Here is a 16,037-nt window from a genome sequence, read left to right on the forward strand (position 1 = left end):
GCGATAAGGTTATTCAATAAATTTCCTCATGTACGTAAAAAGCTATGGGGCAATAGCTTTTGGGCCAGAGGTTATTTTGTAGATACAGTAGGTGTTAATGAAGAAATCATTAGACGATATGTGCGCCATCAAGATAAACAAGATCAGGAACATGAGGCTCAATTGTCGTTGCAGATGATGTAGGTTCTTGGAATAGCCCCTTCCAGGGGCAAGTCAAAGCCGCCTTCTAAGAAGGCGGATTCTTTACTTTAGTGCGATTTTAAATTCATTTTAGTCATACCAAAAGACTGAGGTATATGTATGGTAAAGTGTCTCAAGTTTGAATCATGAAAAAACATAATAAATATGGGCAGGCTGCGCGTAGCTGCGACTTTATCCCAGTGTTGAATCACCCCGAGGTTTGATTGATTGGGGGGGTAATGGATAAGTTGTATCGTTAAATTGAATTTTGCTGAAAGCTTTGGGTAGTGCTTTGAAGATTCTGGAGTGGCATTTATTGGGAGCAAAAAAATTAGTTGGCCACACTTTTTGTTCCCATCTTATGGTTGAATAAACTGCATTAAAAAACCAAAATACCATGCCAACAAAGACGCCCAAGTATAACCCCAAACTGCCATCAATAAAGCAGCGGAAGCCAGCCTTGGGTGAAAAGCGCTGGCGATAACTGGTGCAGAAGCCGCACCACCAATATTACACTGACTCGCGATCGCGAAGTACATGATAGGTAATCGAAAAAATACAGTAAAAATAAATAAGATAATAATGTGTATAGAGAACCAAATAAGAGCGATACAAACGTAATAGGGCGCGGCGCTCAATGCGCTAATATCAAAGTTCAACCCCATCAACATTATCATGATATAGATAAAAAAAAGAGCTGCCTGCTGAGTTTCCTTGACTAACACATGTCTTGCATTTGTTAATGAAAATAATAATCCTAAAAAAGTTGCAATTAATACTGACCAAAAAAATTCAGAAGTAAGATTGTATTTAAATAAGTGTGGGAAACTATTAGCGATTCTTGTTGCAAGGAAGGATGATAATTTTTCACTAAAGAAAATTACAATGAAAAAAGTCAAGATCAATATCAGAATCCAATAATAGCTTGTTTGTTTTCCTATCACTTTACGTTTGATGTCAGTGCAAAATATCGGTCTATAGCTTTTATCAGCTTTCAGGAAATCATCGATTTTATCTTGGCGTTCTGCAATGAAAAGTAATATAACCATCCATATACCGGAAAAAAGAATATTAATAGCCATCATTACCGCAAATACGGCATCACCGACACTATGGATTTCTTTTACAGCCAATTGATTGGCGGTTCCGCCAAGCCAGTTTGCCATCAGTGTTGACATGCCTTTCCAAGCGGCATTATTTCCCTGCCAGACGAGTTCATGCGGTAAAAAAATAGAGCCTAACCATAGGCTTAATGGACCACCAATACAGATGCTCACAGCACCTAGCACGTACATACCGAGAAGTTTTTTTCCCACTAAACTGAGAGCAAAGAAATCGGTACCTAAAATCAAAAAAAATAAACAACCGGGCATTAAGTGTGTTTTTGCCATTTCGCTAAGTTGACTATGACTTGCATCAATAATATTTAGCGAGCTAAAGATGGCAGGTAAGGTGTAGCACATTAGCATCAGTGGAAAAATACGATAAAATTGCTTAAAAAGTGTAATAGAGGATGTGTGTGTATAAAATAAACCACATAGTAAAAAGACTAAAAAAAATCCTATTCCAAGATCTGATGATATCAATTTAATTCACCTAGTAAGAATAGCTGGTATACATTATTATATTTTACAGTAGCTTACTAAAGGCTAGGAAACTCATGCTTAATGCAGATAATTCTTCTCCTTCACGCTGAATTGACTAATAAGTTCGTTTATAATCCCATCCATCCACAGGTAATAAAATAAGGTCTTTTCTTGCTAATTCAGCGTCAATCGCTAATAGGGGTAATACACTCAAACCTATACCTGTTCCAATTGCCCTTTTAATAGAGCCAATGGTTGACATGCAGATTTCATCACGAACGTGAATATTTAAGCTTTTTAATAACTGAATTGCACGAATTCGAGAGAACGATGATTCATGGTCGAATATCCACAATTGTTCACTAAGCCAAGATTTTGTATTTAAACCATTCGCAGCAGGATGAGTTACGCCACTCACAATGCAAAGATTATCTTGTAACCAATGCTCACAAATGAGATTTTTACTCGCGGGTTTAGCATCAATAAAGCCTAAGTCTAGTTCTTTTTCTGAAACCATTTTTTCAATAACTAAACTATTATCAATGACTAGTTTTATTTTTACATCGGGATATTGGTTCTTAAATAATGGAATTTTTTTAGATAATACATAGTTACCAGCAGTCTTACTGCTCCCAATGGTTAACGTCCCCTTAATGCCATGTTCAGGGAATGAAAATATATTTTCTAACTCTTTTCCCTTGGATAGCATTTCATTAGCATAAGGTAATATTATTTCTCCATGCGCATTTACAACCAAACCTCCCGCCACTCGCTCAAATAATCTGCAGCCTAAAGACCCTTCTAATTCTTTAAGTGCCATACTTACAGCAGGCGTTGACATATGAAGCACTTTTGCCGCTTTTGAGATCTGCCTCTCAGAATGTATGGCTTTAAAGATCATCAATTGTCTTAATGTTATCCGCATCTTATGCTCCACGAGGGGAAAATCAGTTATACTAGCAGTATAATAGTTTAAAACGATAAATAATTAACATGATAAATATCTGATTTTTATAAAGCGGCTATTTAGCCGCTTTATCTATAGAGGTTAAAATAGATATCTTGTAGATACAAAAATGAGAGTATCATCAAACTCAGTATATCCTTTGGCGTCAGTATAATCACCATCAAAATAGGAAATACCTACCCCAAAAGTCAAATCCTTTTGAGCCTTAAAATCAACGCCTACTGAATATTGACTTGCATCACTCTCTTTTAGTGTTTTTAGATCTGCTCCAGCATTTTTTGTCACTTTACCCAGCCCAGCATCATCTTTTAAATATTGAAATTTTATATCATATTTATTAATAGGAACAACCATACTTAATAGATAGGAGTTACCTTTAATATTATCATAAATACTTGACTCAGAGCGCTGGTACATCGCCCCCAATTTTACGGATGAAATAGCAACACCACCCACCAGTCTTGTTGCCTCTAACTGGTTCAATCCATCAGCATAGGCTATTGAAATATAGTGACTATTCTTTTTAAGGGCTGCATCGCCTAGGGAAAAACTAATTGCATAATTGTTTTGTTTATCAGAAAGTTCTGGATTTTTTTGATTAAAATCCTCATCAAAAACATAACTAATACCCATAGTAACACCTGCGACCTTAGCGCTATTTAATGTTACCGAATCGCCTAATCTATCGTTACCTGCAATGATCATATTCATATCGCTTGAGGTAATATTAAATAAATCTACTTTACCTTCAGCACTTTTAAAAACGGTATCATTTCTTCCGAAAACAGCCGAACCATAGTTAGTTTTAAAACCTAACTAAGAGTTCCTCGGTTTGAAAATATTAGAGTCATCGTTATCAAAGCTTTCTATCCCAGCTTCAAATTTATATAACAAGCTAAAATTATCATATACACTATACTCACCTTTAACGCCTAAATACGATGCATAATTTTCAAGGGAAAATCCATCAACTTTTTCGTTACCAGAAAGACCATTACTTGAGTTGGCCACACCAAGCCACAGTCTTCCATAAAAATCTAGTGGCTCAGATAAAGCTGGAGTTGAACAAATTAAAATAAAACTAAAACCAATATATTTAGTGTTTTTCATCGACATCACCTTTTTAGAATGTAAAAGCAATGCCATATTAGAGATTTAAGCAAACACATCTCCGCTTTAGATCACATCTAATCAACAAAAATATCGAGTTAAGCATAACTTAAAGTGTGTTAAGTTATATTTAACAATTTCAATTTATTGCTCAATGTCACTATTTAAAAAATTAAGAAACTATCATCACGCCAAATCTTACCAAAATAAAAACTGGAGAATTGCATGAAGATAAAATACTTGAGTATTATTGTCTGTTCGATTTTAACGGCGTCATCATGGGCTGTTGATAATAAAAATGATTTAGCATCATTCCATAAAGATGTTAATGGTTGTAAAACCTGCCATACAGCACCCAATAAAGTGAGCGATAGCGAGACATTTGAAAATAAACAATGTAAATCCTGTCATGGTGATTATGGAAAACTAGCAAATCCCAAACTAGAAATTGACCCACATTCTTCACACTTAGGTGATATTAATTGTACGTCTTGTCATAAAGGACATGAACAACCAAAATTATATTGTAATGAATGTCATTCATTTAAAGGGCTCGACATGCCTTTTAATAAAGCAAAATCCAAAGAACCGTGGGACAAAGGTTGGGATAATGAAGCAATAAATAAAGCGATAGCTGCAGGTCCTAAAGAAACAACGGATGTGATTGTTGTTGGAGCCGGTAGTGCTGGGTTTAATGCTGCGATTGCAGCTAAAAAGGCTGGGGCTAACGTTATATTGCTTGATAAAGCACCATTTAGTGGTGGTAACTCTATGCTCGCCGCAGGCGGGTATAATGCTGTGGGTACAGTTCAGCAAAAAGATCATAAAGTCGATGATAAAATCGAATGGTATGTCGAAGATACAATGAAAGGCGGTCGATATGCTAACGACCCTAAATTGGTACAAATATTAGCGGAGCAATCGGCTGATGGTATTAAATGGTTAGAATCTTTAGGCGCCAATATGGATGATTTAAAACGCTCTGGCGGCGCTAGAGTCGATAGAACACATCGTCCATCTGGTGGTTTAAGTGTTGGTCCACATATTATTGATGTACTAAGAAAAGCATCGGATAAAGAAGGGGTTGATACAAGACTCAACTCCAAAGTTGTTAAACTGGTTGTTGATGATGAACAAAAAATTGTGGGTGTTGTCATCCACGGTAAACACTCTGGTCACTATATGGTTGCAGCTAAGTCGGTTGTTTTAGCCACAGGTGGTTATGGGTTTAACAAAGAAATGATTGCTTTTTATCGCCCTACATTTAAAGGCATGACAAGTTCAAATAATATCACTTCAACTGGGGATGGTATTGAACTTGCTAAAGCAGTCGGTGCAAGTATGACTGATATTGATTGGATCCAGACACATCCAACAGTAGGAAAAGATAGCCGTATATTAATTTCAGAAACGGTTCGAGGTGTCGGGGCCATAATGGTTAATAAAGAAGGCAATCGCTTTATCAATGAATTAACGACTCGAGATAAAGCCTCCGATGCCATTCTAAAACAGCCTGAACAATATGCTTGGCTAGTATTTGATAATGAATTATATAAAAAAGCTAAAATGGTTCAGGGGTATGATCATTTAGAAATGCTTGAAAAGGCCAATACTGTTGCAGAGCTTGCAAAAATAACAGGAATGACCCCAAGTGTTTTAGACAAAACTATCACAAACTACAACCATTATTTCAAACAGGGTAAAGATGAGGCATTTAACCGTGAGCAGATGCCGCTATCAATAGAAAAATCTCCTTATTATGCCGTAAAAGTTGCTCCTGGCATCCATCATACTATGGGGGGAGTTGCCATTGACACTAAAGCTGAAGTACTCGATATACAAAGCCAACCGCTCAAAGGTTTATTTGCGGCGGGAGAGGTGACTGGTGGTGTTCATGGGTATAATCGACTGGGGGGGAACGCTGTCGCTGATACTGTGATTTTTGGTAAAATCGCAGGGACAAATGCTGCCAAGCATGCTCTAAATACAAAGTAACGCTAAATCAGTGAGAGACTCGTTATTGTCTCTCACAACATCTCAAGTTTTATTCATCGTAAATATTAGCAATAAAATTATTGCTTAAGTTAAAGTTCTCCCCTGCTATTTTTTGAGAGGCTAATGTAGCCTCTCTTTTTTATTTTTCGGCAGAATTAGATATCAGGATTTTGCTAACTCTTCGATCGTCTTCATCTTCTTTATATCTCGCGGTATATGGGTTAAAAGTACTCATTTTTCCATAAAGCTAATCATGCCCTGTGGGCGAGTTCGGCATTACATTACTATTTGATTGGAGTGTTCACAGACTTGATTAAGTGCCTCATAAGCTGAAACTATTGTTATTACTGAACCTATATTTCCAGCTTTTTAAATGATGACAGATATATTGACTAACGCTAGTGCTCTGTTGGCTCGTGTCACGAAACTCCTACAGAGCATTAGCGAGGCGTCAGCTCATTTCCTGAGGCTATTTGGCAGTATTGTGCCGCGCAAGCCAGGCACTCAAGCGCTCTTGTGTGCCGATGACAAAGACAAAAAACGCCGGTACGAAGAATATTGCCAGCAAGGTGCCACTGAGCATGCCACCGAATACGCCAGTACCGATTGCATGCTGAGTTTCGGCGCTGGCGCCGCTCGCAAGCATTAAGGGTACTACTCCGAGAGTAAATGCCAATGAGGTCATCAAAATTGGACGCAGACGCAAGCGTGCAGCGGTCACTGCAGCATCTATCAGCGTATGGCCCTCGGCATGCAATTGGCGGGCGAACTCGACGATGAGGATAGCATTTTTTGCCGATAGACCGATGATGGTGATCATTCCCACCTTGAAGAACACATCGTTAGGCATATCACGCAATATTACTGCCGTTACCGCGCCCAGCAGACCCAGCGGCACGACCAACATCACCGAAAGTGGGATCGACCAGCTTTCGTACAACGCAGCGAGTACCAGAAATACTACCAGAGCGGACAGCAACATTAGCAACGGTGCCTGCGCCGTCGATTGGCGCTCTTGCAATGATGCCCCCGTCCAAGCTATCGCGAACCCTTGTGGCAACTGCGCCACTAAGCGTTCCATCTCTGCCATCGCTGCGCCGCTGGAAACGCCAGCTGCAGCACCCCCGGAAATACGCATAGCCGGGAAGCCCTGAAAGCGCATCATTTGCTGTGGCGACTCTTTCCATTCAGCCGTCACTACTTCCCGTAGAGGCACCATGCCACCACTTGAATTACGCACGCGCAGGCTGAGCACGTCGTCCAATTGCATTCGTGCCGTAGCGTCGGCCTGCAGGATGACCTGCTGCATACGTCCATTATTTGGGAAATCATTGACATACAGTGATCCCATGGCCGCCGAAAGTGTGCTGCTGACCGCGGCGAAGGACAGACCCATAGCCTCGGCTTTTGACCGATTGATATTCAGGCTAATGCTCTCACCGGGCGGCAGGCCATCTGGGTAGACATCGCTGACCACCTCGCTCTGCACAGCCAGTGCCAGCAATTGTGTCTGTGCAGCTATCAATGCAGCCTCGCCCCGATTGGATCTATCCTGCAGGAACAGAGTGAAACCTGAGGATGTGCCCAGCTCGTCAATGGCTGGCGGCATCATGGTCATCACTGTGCCTTCGACGTTATCAGCCATAGCTTGCTGCGCCAGTGCCGCTTCTTCGGCAGCCGTAGCACCATTACGCTGATCCCAATCTTTGAGCATAGTGAAGGCCATGGCTGCATTGGGGCCGGAGCCTGCAAAGCTAAAGCCCAGCACTACCATATTTGCATCCAGCGTTGTGCGCGATGCGACGTGCGCCTCGTAGGCTTTGACCACATCCAGCGTGCGCTCGCTGGTAGCGCCTGTGGGTAATTGGATGGAGGTCATGAAATAGCCTTGATCCTCTTCTGGTAGAAAGGACGACGGCAATTGCCCTGCAGCGAGGATCAGCACTGCGCAGAGTACGGCAAATGCCGCCATCATACGTCCACTGCGTCCAACCAATCGTGCTACGCGTGCACTATAGCCTGCGGTGAGTTGTTCAAATCCACGGTTGAAGGCTCCGAAGAAACCGCCTTTTTGATGGTGATCAGCACTAACTGGGCGCAGTAGCGTGGCGCATAGTGCTGGCGTTAGGGTCAGTGCGAGGAAGGCCGAAAACAGAATAGACACCGCTATCGACAAAGTGAATTGTTGATAGATCACTCCCACTGAGCCGCTACCGAAGGCCATGGGGATGAATACGGCGGTCAGCACTAGCGTGATACCGATCACCGCGCCGGTAATTTCCTTCATCGCCTGTGAGGTTGCCTCTCGCGGCGACAGTCCTTGGGTAGCCATCAGTCGCTCAACGTTTTCCACCACCACAATAGCATCGTCAACAATAATGCCAATGGCCAGCACCATGCCGAACATGGTCAGCGAGTTGATTGAGAAGCCTGCCAGTAACATCACCGCGAAGGTACCGAGTAGCGCTATGGGCGCGACGATAGCTGGTATAAGTGTGTAGCGCAGGTTCTGCAGGAACAGGAACATCACCATAAATACCAGCGCCATAGCTTCAAACAGGGTATAGATTACTTTTTCGATAGACACTTTGACGAAGGGGGCGGTATCGAATGGCACTGAGTAGTTCATGCCAGCAGGCATACTCAGCGCCAGTTCGGCTAGACGTTCACGTACCGCAGAAGCTGTGCGTACAGCGTTGGCTCCTGGCGAGAGCTGGATAGCAGCACTGGTCGCCGCCACACCATTCTCACGGTTAGAAAAACCATAGGACTGAGCGCCCAGCTCGACCCTAGCCACATCTGCGAGCACCAATTTTGCGCCATCGGCACCGGCACGTAGGACGATAGCAGCGAACTCCTCGGGCGTGCTGAGTTGTCCTTGCACTGTTAGGGGGACCGTCAGTCGTTGTCCCTGTAAGACAGGTTCATCACCGAGTCGCCCTGGGGCTATTTGTGCGTTTTGCTGCTCAATAGCGATAGCAAGGTCGTTCATTGTCAGGCTATAGGCGGTGAGTTTATTCGGGTCTACCCAGACGCGCATAGCCTGCTCAGCACCGAATAATTGCACGCGACCAACACCGTCGATTCGGCGCAGCTCCTCGACAATATTGCGCGCTAAATAGTCGTTTAGCGCGATTTCGTCGAATTGGCCGTTTGGAGATGTCATACCAATCATCATCAAAAAGCTTGAAGCGGCCGACTCAACCTGCAGACCGCTCTGTCGTACAACTTGAGGTAGGCGTGGTTCGACAGCCTTAATACGATTTTGCACGTCCACTTGGGCCATTTCAGCATTCGTGCCCGGTTTAAAGGTGGCGGTGATTTGTGCACTGCCCGAGCTGTCAACTGATGATTCGAAGTACAGTAGGTTTTTTACCCCCGATAGTTCACGTTCGACAAGGCTTACTACAGAGTCATTAAGTGTCTGTGGCGTGGCTCCAGGATAAGCGGCATAAATGCTCACCGACACGGGTGCCACTGATGGGTAGCGGGAGATGGGTAATTTTGGAATGGCGATGACGCCAATCAGTACGATAAATAAGGCTATCACCCAAGCAAATACTGGGCGGTTGATGAAAAACTGGGGCATGACGACTTCTCCAAATTCAGCGCACGACAGCGCTAAGTTGCTGATTGGCAATAGTAGGTTGCCAAGGGCGCGCGATGACCTGCGCAGTTGGGCTTAGGCGTTCGATACCTTCAACAACTATCTGCTGACCAGCGCTTAGACCGGATACTACGTGATAGCGACCTGCCACCAATTCATCGACCTTAACGGCCACAGGTTGCACTTTAGCTTGCTCATCAAGCACCCACACTTGGGATTGACCAGCCTTGCGAGTCACTGCCTGCTGAGGCACGTTCAGAGTCGTAGGATAGTAAGCTTGTGGAATGCGAGCTTTTACAAAGAGACCGGGCAACAGACGATGCTGCGGGTTATCTACCAGTACGCGCAGCAGTACATCGCCAGTACCTGCATCTACCTGAATACCTGAAAATAAGATATGCCCTTGCATGCCAAGAGGCTCGCCACCACTGCTTAGGATCTCAACAGCTAACTCTGGGAGTCCTGAGCTTGCCTGCTGACGCATCGCTTCCAGCATTGATGCTGGAAGACGTACATCAACGTACACTTGGTTGATTTGTTGGATCCTCGCCATGGGGGTGGCATCGGTGGGTAAGACCAATGCACCTTCACTCACTAATGCTTCATCTATACGTCCGGAGATTGGTGCCTCGACGCTGGCAAACTGTAGATCTAACTGACGCCGTGCCAGCGTAGCTTTGGTTTGGGCTACATCTGCGGCAGCCTGATCGCGCAGGGAAATAGCATCGTCATGCATTTGTTGGCTGACGGCCTTGGTTTGTATCAAAGAGGCTAAGCGATCGGCTTCTTGACGAGCCCTAATCCATACCGCTTCGGCACGCTGTAACGCTGCAGCAGCAATATCGACATCAGCTTTAAATGGCGCTGGATTTATTTGAAATAGCACAGTGCCAGATGTTATCTCGGCGCCCTCGTCGAATAGACGACTTTGCACTATGCCGCTAATTTGCGCGCGGATCTCAGCGCTGCGAACCGCAGCGACACGACCGGGCAGATCTTTAGTCACCAATAGTGCTTCATTTTCTAATGTCATCACTGACACTTGAACCGGAGCAGTTGTCTCTTCATCTTGTACCGCTGAATCACAACCTACCAATCCCAACACGGCAATTCCTACAACTAACACAAGGCTTAAGTGCCGCTGTTTGATGTACATAACCTACTCTCCTCAATGTACAGCGATCTCACTAATGGCGTTTTATCAAACGCTAGAGAACTAATGCTGAATTATGACGGGTCACTATTGCGAATTATTCGAGACATTGTGGAGAATGTATGGAGGGGGTGATAAAGTTCAACCATTTTAACGTTGGGGCAATCCATGGCTAATCTCAATGCGTCCGTAAGTTCTATGACTTCGGCACTGGTATTAATTGCAGAGGATGAAGTAGAGATTGCCGATATCCTTATCGCTTATTTGCAGCGCAGTGGGCTGCGAACTCAACATGCTATCGATGGTATCCAAGCGCTAGCCATGCACCAAACATTTAAGCCCGATCTATTACTGCTCGATGTACAGATGCCGAATCTCGATGGCTGGAATGTACTGAATGAAATTCGCTCCCGTGGTGACACGCCGGTGATCATGCTCACCGCGCTTGATCAGGATATCGATAAATTAATGGGGTTACGCCTCGGTGCTGACGACTACGTGGTTAAACCATTCAATCCCGCCGAGGTGGTGGCTAGGGTGCAGGCGGTACTGCGACGCGCCCGCACTAACACGCCTATAAATACCCAAATGTTGCGCGTCGGCCAGTTCCAAATCGACTTAGACAGCCACGAGGCTAGCGTAATCTGTAACGGTCAGCAGCAGGCACTGGATCTGACCTTGACCGAGTTCAAACTGCTCGCTTGCTTGATGCGTACACCGAAACGTGCTTTTAGTCGTGAGGAGCTGTTAATTAATTGCTTGCCTGAGGGCGATACTCAGGAACGAACGGTAGACAGTCATATCAGTAAGCTACGTAAAAAGCTTGAAGCCCTCGATATTCAAGGAGTGCCGCTCAGTGTCTGGGGGGTTGGCTATCGCTTTGGTGGTGAAGTATGAGGCAAACACCGGGTTTGCGCAGGCAAATTATCCAGTCCCTAGCGGTAATGACGTTAGGCATCATTTTCCTGTCAGTGTTTGGCTCCTATGTATTCTATGCCATTGCAGTGGCCTACCTGCCAGGCAGTATATCCGAAACCTGGATGCCTTCTCAGATGGAGATGCTATGGATAGTTTGCACTATCATAGCCGCGTTGGGGATGGCGCTATTTGTTGCCATTCGCCTGTCACGGCGCATTCTTACTCCTCTTAACTCTGTGGCATATAGCCTACGCGAAGTCGCCCAAGGCAAGCTCAACGCGCGGGCGCGAATGGACCAACATGCGATGGGGGAGACGGCGCAACTGGTGAGTGACTTTAATGCTATGGCCGAGCGCCTAGAGTATATGACTCGCGAACGGGAGTTTTGGAACGCGGCAATCGCTCACGAACTCCGTACCCCAGTCACCATTCTGCGTGGTCGGTTGCAGGGATTAGCGGAAGGTGTTTTTAGCCCCAGCAGTGAGCTCTTCGAGGGACTGTTACGGCAGGTTGAAGGCCTTAATCACCTGATCGAAGATTTACGAGTGCTGAGCCTCAATGACAGTGGACATCTAGAGTTACAGCGGGATGAGGTCTGTTTAGCCGATGAACTTAGTGCGGTGATTGAGACTTTCGCTGCGGTGTTAGACGCTAAGGGACTCATACTGAAGCAGGAACTTGATACAAGACTTAAAGTTTACTGTGATGCTATACGAATACGGCAGGCGCTGATGGCGCTGCTGGAAAATGCACGCCAGCATGCTGATCTTGGCACTTTGACTGTAAGACTTTACAGCGTGGGAGCAAGTTGTTATCTAACCGTAGAAGATGAAGGCCCTGGTATTCCTTATGAAGCAGCAAGCTACATATTCGAGGCATTTCGCCGAGTCGATCCGTCTCGCTCTCGAAAAAGTGGTGGCAGTGGGCTTGGCCTCGCAGTGGTTAAAACAATTGCTGAAGCTCACGGCGGCCACGTGGTTTGCCAGCCATCGGGTCGTGGAGGAACAATATTCGTTCTTTCTTGGCCTGTTAAGGCAAGTTAAGGCCCCCCTTAACTATGTCCTGATACTGGAATTATCTATATGAACGGTGACGTGCTTAGTGATTCCTGCATGTATGGTCACCACGCCAGAGCACATTGCTGAATCGGGAAAATGCAGGGATTGTAGGTATTCCCTCGATCCCATTGGTTGTTATCCGATATTGATTACAACTAATGGGATGTTATTTTGTTTGAATACGCTCAATTTGTTGTACTTGTAGCCTTGATATCGCATTTACGTGTAAGTGTACATAAATTGTTGAGGTAATTAAAACGTGCAAAATCACATGATTTATGTTTAAATTTAGCAGGTTACGATTAAGCTGTTCACTGTTATAGAGTATCAGGGAGTGGAGGTTCGAATCTTCTCATACCGATCAAATTAGATACTTTTTGTTAGTTTGTTTTAATCATTAAAATAACCAGCAGTTAAGTTAAACAAAACCCCGTGTTAGCATTGCTATACGGGTTTTGTTTTTTATACCTTTTCGCTGCCCATATGATTAACGCTGCTTGCGACTAAGGTTCAAGTTCGAGTGATTAGGCTGGCTTTGGCACAGCAAAAGGCAAAAGGCAAAAGGCAAAAATTTTCAAGGCGAAATTGTCAATTTCACAAATTATATGCATCCGCCATTTAGCATTTAAGACATTATTGAGTAGGACATTTACCTATGCGCGCGTTTGTTTTACGAGCAAGATCAGCACCTACTGACAGTCAGTTGTTTTTGGCTTCTGTCGGCCAAGAGGCGCATACCGAGATTTTAGCTCATACCCTGATGAACACTATCTTTGTGGCTCAGTCCCATCGAAACGATGTTGTCGTTTATTTGGTGCTAGAAAGTACCCATGATTTTTCCCGCACTATTTGCTTCGATACTCGAAATATTTGCCATATTGGTGGTTTTCACGAGCAAGCTTTGCTCACTAAAATTGCTAAAGCCTTAGATATTTCTCGGGGTATGACGAAGGAGCAAACCCGTGTTGTTGACGAGGGCATTACTGTGAGCACCATCAGTTTTGAAAAGCTGGTACAGGACCTCGCGGTGGATTATCAATTGTTTATGATGGATAAGAAGGGCACTTCAATCCGTGAGCAAGAATTTGTGGGTAATCCGTGCTTTTTGCTGACCGATCATATTCCTATGCCGAAGAAAAGTTTTAATACCTTGAAACGACTCGGCGCGCAAAAGATCAGCTTAGGGCCAAAGATGCTGTTTGCTTCTCAGTGCGTGGTATTGATCCATAATGAATTGGATATCAATCAATAGCCTCTGAGTCTTCTGTATCCGTTGCTAACGCTGACTATTCCTGTGGTAACGTGTGTATCGAGCCCCATTTTTTAATGGGGTTTTATATTTTCCCCTTTAAAAATGTAATCGCTTTTTGGGCTCTGCGTGACAAGGGCCATTCCGCGCGGTGGATAAGCCAAATGGTGTCTACAACTTGGCTGCCACATTCCACAACATAGATATCTTCTTGTCGTTCAAAGGCTTTGCGGGCGTATTGGGGGATAACCGTAAATCCTAGCCCTTTTGCGACAGGTTCGAGAATGAGGCTGATTTGGTTGGTAAATCCCTTGCAGGGGATCTCTTGAATGCCGGGGTGAGTTGGATATTTACGGCTAAGCAGCCGAGTCGCCATAGCCTCACCATCGGGATGGGAGATAAACCCTAGCCGTTGTAAATCAGCCCATTCATGTTGTTTATGGCTTGCAGGTACCACAAGTTCAAGCGGCTCTTCGGTAAAATGTGTGCTGTGAATACGAGGATCGGAAGGTTTTAAGGTTACCATGCCGATTTCATGTTCATTGGCCAACACTGAGGCCACTATCTCACTGTCAGGGGCAAAACGGTGGCGAATGCTTAACGCCGGAAAGGCTTGTTGTAATTCGATTAATAATGGAAAAAGCGTTAAACCAATGCTACCTGGAGTGATAAGGCTAATATCACCGGCATTGGCGTCATCATGGATAAGTTTCTGTTGTAGGCGTTTCTGCGCGCATTCAACTTCTTTAACGTAGGTCAGCAGGTTTTCCCCTATGGGAGTGATTTCAAGCTGGCGGGTGCGGCGTAAAAACAGTGTGCCGTAGGTTTCTTCTAAGCGACTGATATGCTGACTCACGGCCGCTTGGGTGATACCTATGGCTTCGGCGGTGCGGGTGAAATTCCCTTTCTCGACTAGCACGCTAAAGGTGTGTAACCACTGTGGATTTATCATAAGTAAAATTTATCAAATCTATAATCCGTATGTGCTTTTAATTATGGCACGATAAGACTAGTCTGTCGTCATTCAGTATTCAAATACCTTTTGATCTTAATAGACACAGGAAACACCATGGCCGATCTATTTTCATCCTTCAAACTTAAAGACATCACACTCAAAAACCGTATTGCCGTTGCACCCATGTGCCAATACCAAGCCACAGATGGACTCATCAACGACTGGCATCAGGTGCATTACACTGGCCTTGCCCGTGGCGGAGCCGGTCTTGTTGTGGTTGAAGCCACAGCGGTTTCTCCTGAAGGCCGTATCACACCCAAATGCCTTGGGTTATGGAATGACGAACAAGCCCAAGGCCTAGCAAAAGTGGCTAGTGCGATTAAAAATGCCGGTGCTGTTGCAGGCATTCAGATTGGTCATGCAGGCCGTAAAGCGAGTGCCAATATCCCGTGGGAAGGGGATGACCATATTGCCGATGATGACACGCGAGGTTGGCAACCGATTGCACCATCAGCCGTCGCATTTGGCGCAAACTTACCTAAAGTGCCTACCGCTATGATGATTGAGGACATTGAGCGGGTTAAAGCCGACTTTGTGGCGGCAGCAAAGCGTGCTTTAGCCGCAGGATTTGAATGGTTAGAACTGCATTTCGCCCACGGTTATTTAGCCCAAAGTTTCTTTTCAACCTATGCCAATCAACGCACCGACCAATATGGTGGCAGTGCCGAAGGGCGGGGGCGCTTTTTGTTAGAAACCATTGCCGCGGTAAGAGATGTTTGGCCATCGCATTTACCCTTAACGGCGCGATTTGGCGTGATTGAATTCGACCATAAAGATGAAGAAACACTGACGGAATCGATAACCTTGGTGAAGCAATTTAAGCAAGCGGGGCTCGATATGTTAAACGTCAGCATTTGCTTCTCGACCCCAACGGCAAATATTCCCTGGAGTCCTGCATTTTTGGCGCCTATTGCAGCGCGGGTTCGTCAAGAAGTGGGGTTCCCCGTTGCGACTTCTTGGGGTATGGATGATCCACATCAAGCCAATGCGGCCATTGAAGATGAACAAATGGATTTAGTGATGATAGGTAAAGCGTTTTTAGCGAATCCACATTGGCCATATCAAGCGGCGCAAACCTTGAAAATTGCGCGCCCATCTTGGGTATTACCCGCTTCCTACGCCCATTGGTTAGCACGCTACTCTACGGATAAAGCCGATTGATTGTAGAGTGAGTTGATTTAAGCCTAAGCCTTAAAAAG

11 protein-coding genes and 2 pseudogenes are annotated in these 16,037 nt (G+C 44.7%); 6 read left to right on the forward strand and 7 right to left on the reverse strand.

Annotation, left to right across the window (positions count from 1 at the left end; translation table 11 throughout):
* A pseudogene (gene tnpA / locus L5L98_RS03170) lies at positions 1–183 on the forward strand (IS200/IS605-like element ISSod23 family transposase); the annotation flags it as partial.
* A 356-nt stretch (positions 184–539) separates the two neighbouring features.
* On the opposite strand, the gene L5L98_RS03175 reads toward tnpA, so the two are convergent.
* From L5L98_RS03175 to L5L98_RS03190, 4 genes and pseudogenes are all read right to left on the reverse strand, one after another.
* Positions 540–1,766, reverse strand: coding sequence for a DUF819 domain-containing protein (locus L5L98_RS03175; protein ID WP_263138456.1), 1,227 nt, complete (start codon positions 1,764–1,766; stop codon positions 540–542).
* Positions 1,767–1,881: 115 nt separating this feature from the next.
* Positions 1,882–2,691 carry a LysR family transcriptional regulator gene (locus L5L98_RS03180; RefSeq protein WP_263138458.1) on the reverse strand — a complete coding sequence of 270 codons (810 nt, stop codon included), beginning with the start codon at positions 2,689–2,691 and terminating at the stop codon, positions 1,882–1,884.
* A 123-nt stretch (positions 2,692–2,814) separates the two neighbouring features.
* Positions 2,815–3,534, reverse strand: a pseudogene (locus L5L98_RS03185) (porin); the annotation flags it as partial.
* Between the two features lie 15 nt (positions 3,535–3,549).
* Positions 3,550–3,843, reverse strand: a complete 294-nt coding sequence (locus tag L5L98_RS03190; protein WP_263138459.1) for a hypothetical protein — start codon at positions 3,841–3,843, stop codon at positions 3,550–3,552.
* 225 nt (positions 3,844–4,068) lie between these two features.
* Between L5L98_RS03190 and L5L98_RS03195 the strand changes: the two genes are divergently transcribed.
* Entirely contained in the window at positions 4,069–5,838 is a 1,770-nt protein-coding gene (locus tag L5L98_RS03195) for a flavocytochrome c (RefSeq protein ID WP_263138460.1), read from the forward strand.
* Positions 5,839–6,307: 469 nt separating this feature from the next.
* Here L5L98_RS03195 and L5L98_RS03200 read toward each other — a convergent pair whose 3' ends face one another.
* Positions 6,308–9,427 carry a multidrug efflux RND transporter permease subunit gene (locus L5L98_RS03200; protein ID WP_263138464.1) on the reverse strand — a complete coding sequence of 1,040 codons (3,120 nt, stop codon included), beginning with the start codon at positions 9,425–9,427 and terminating at the stop codon, positions 6,308–6,310.
* A 16-nt stretch (positions 9,428–9,443) separates the two neighbouring features.
* Entirely contained in the window at positions 9,444–10,601 is a 1,158-nt protein-coding gene (locus tag L5L98_RS03205) for an efflux RND transporter periplasmic adaptor subunit (RefSeq protein ID WP_263138467.1), read from the reverse strand.
* A 165-nt stretch (positions 10,602–10,766) separates the two neighbouring features.
* On the opposite strand from L5L98_RS03205, the gene L5L98_RS03210 reads away from it, so the two are divergent.
* The 3 genes from L5L98_RS03210 to trmY all read left to right on the forward strand — a co-directional run bounded on the left by L5L98_RS03210 (position 10,767) and on the right by trmY (position 13,826).
* A complete protein-coding gene (locus L5L98_RS03210; RefSeq protein ID WP_263138469.1) occupies positions 10,767–11,495 on the forward strand; it encodes a response regulator in 729 nt (242 codons plus the stop codon).
* Positions 11,492–12,559 carry an ATP-binding protein gene (locus L5L98_RS03215; RefSeq protein ID WP_263138471.1) on the forward strand — a complete coding sequence of 356 codons (1,068 nt, stop codon included), beginning with the start codon at positions 11,492–11,494 and terminating at the stop codon, positions 12,557–12,559. The genes L5L98_RS03210 and L5L98_RS03215 overlap by 4 nt, the downstream gene beginning before the upstream one ends.
* A 670-nt stretch (positions 12,560–13,229) precedes the next feature.
* Positions 13,230–13,826: a tRNA (pseudouridine(54)-N(1))-methyltransferase TrmY gene (gene trmY / locus L5L98_RS03220; protein ID WP_006086220.1), complete on the forward strand. Its 597-nt coding sequence runs from the start codon at positions 13,230–13,232 to the stop codon at positions 13,824–13,826.
* 82 nt (positions 13,827–13,908) lie between these two features.
* Here trmY and L5L98_RS03225 read toward each other — a convergent pair whose 3' ends face one another.
* On the reverse strand, positions 13,909–14,775 hold the full coding sequence (locus L5L98_RS03225) for a LysR family transcriptional regulator (protein WP_173496815.1): 867 nt from the start codon (positions 14,773–14,775) through the stop codon (positions 13,909–13,911).
* A 117-nt stretch (positions 14,776–14,892) separates the two neighbouring features.
* Between L5L98_RS03225 and L5L98_RS03230 the strand changes: the two genes are divergently transcribed.
* Complete coding sequence (locus tag L5L98_RS03230; protein ID WP_263138478.1) at positions 14,893–15,999, forward strand: NADH:flavin oxidoreductase/NADH oxidase; 1,107 nt, start codon at positions 14,893–14,895, stop codon at positions 15,997–15,999.
* The last annotated feature ends 38 nt before the right edge of the window (positions 16,000–16,037 follow it).

It is taken from the genome of Shewanella sp. SM23 (assembly GCF_025654295.1).
Lineage (GTDB): Bacteria > Pseudomonadota > Gammaproteobacteria > Enterobacterales > Shewanellaceae > Shewanella > Shewanella oncorhynchi.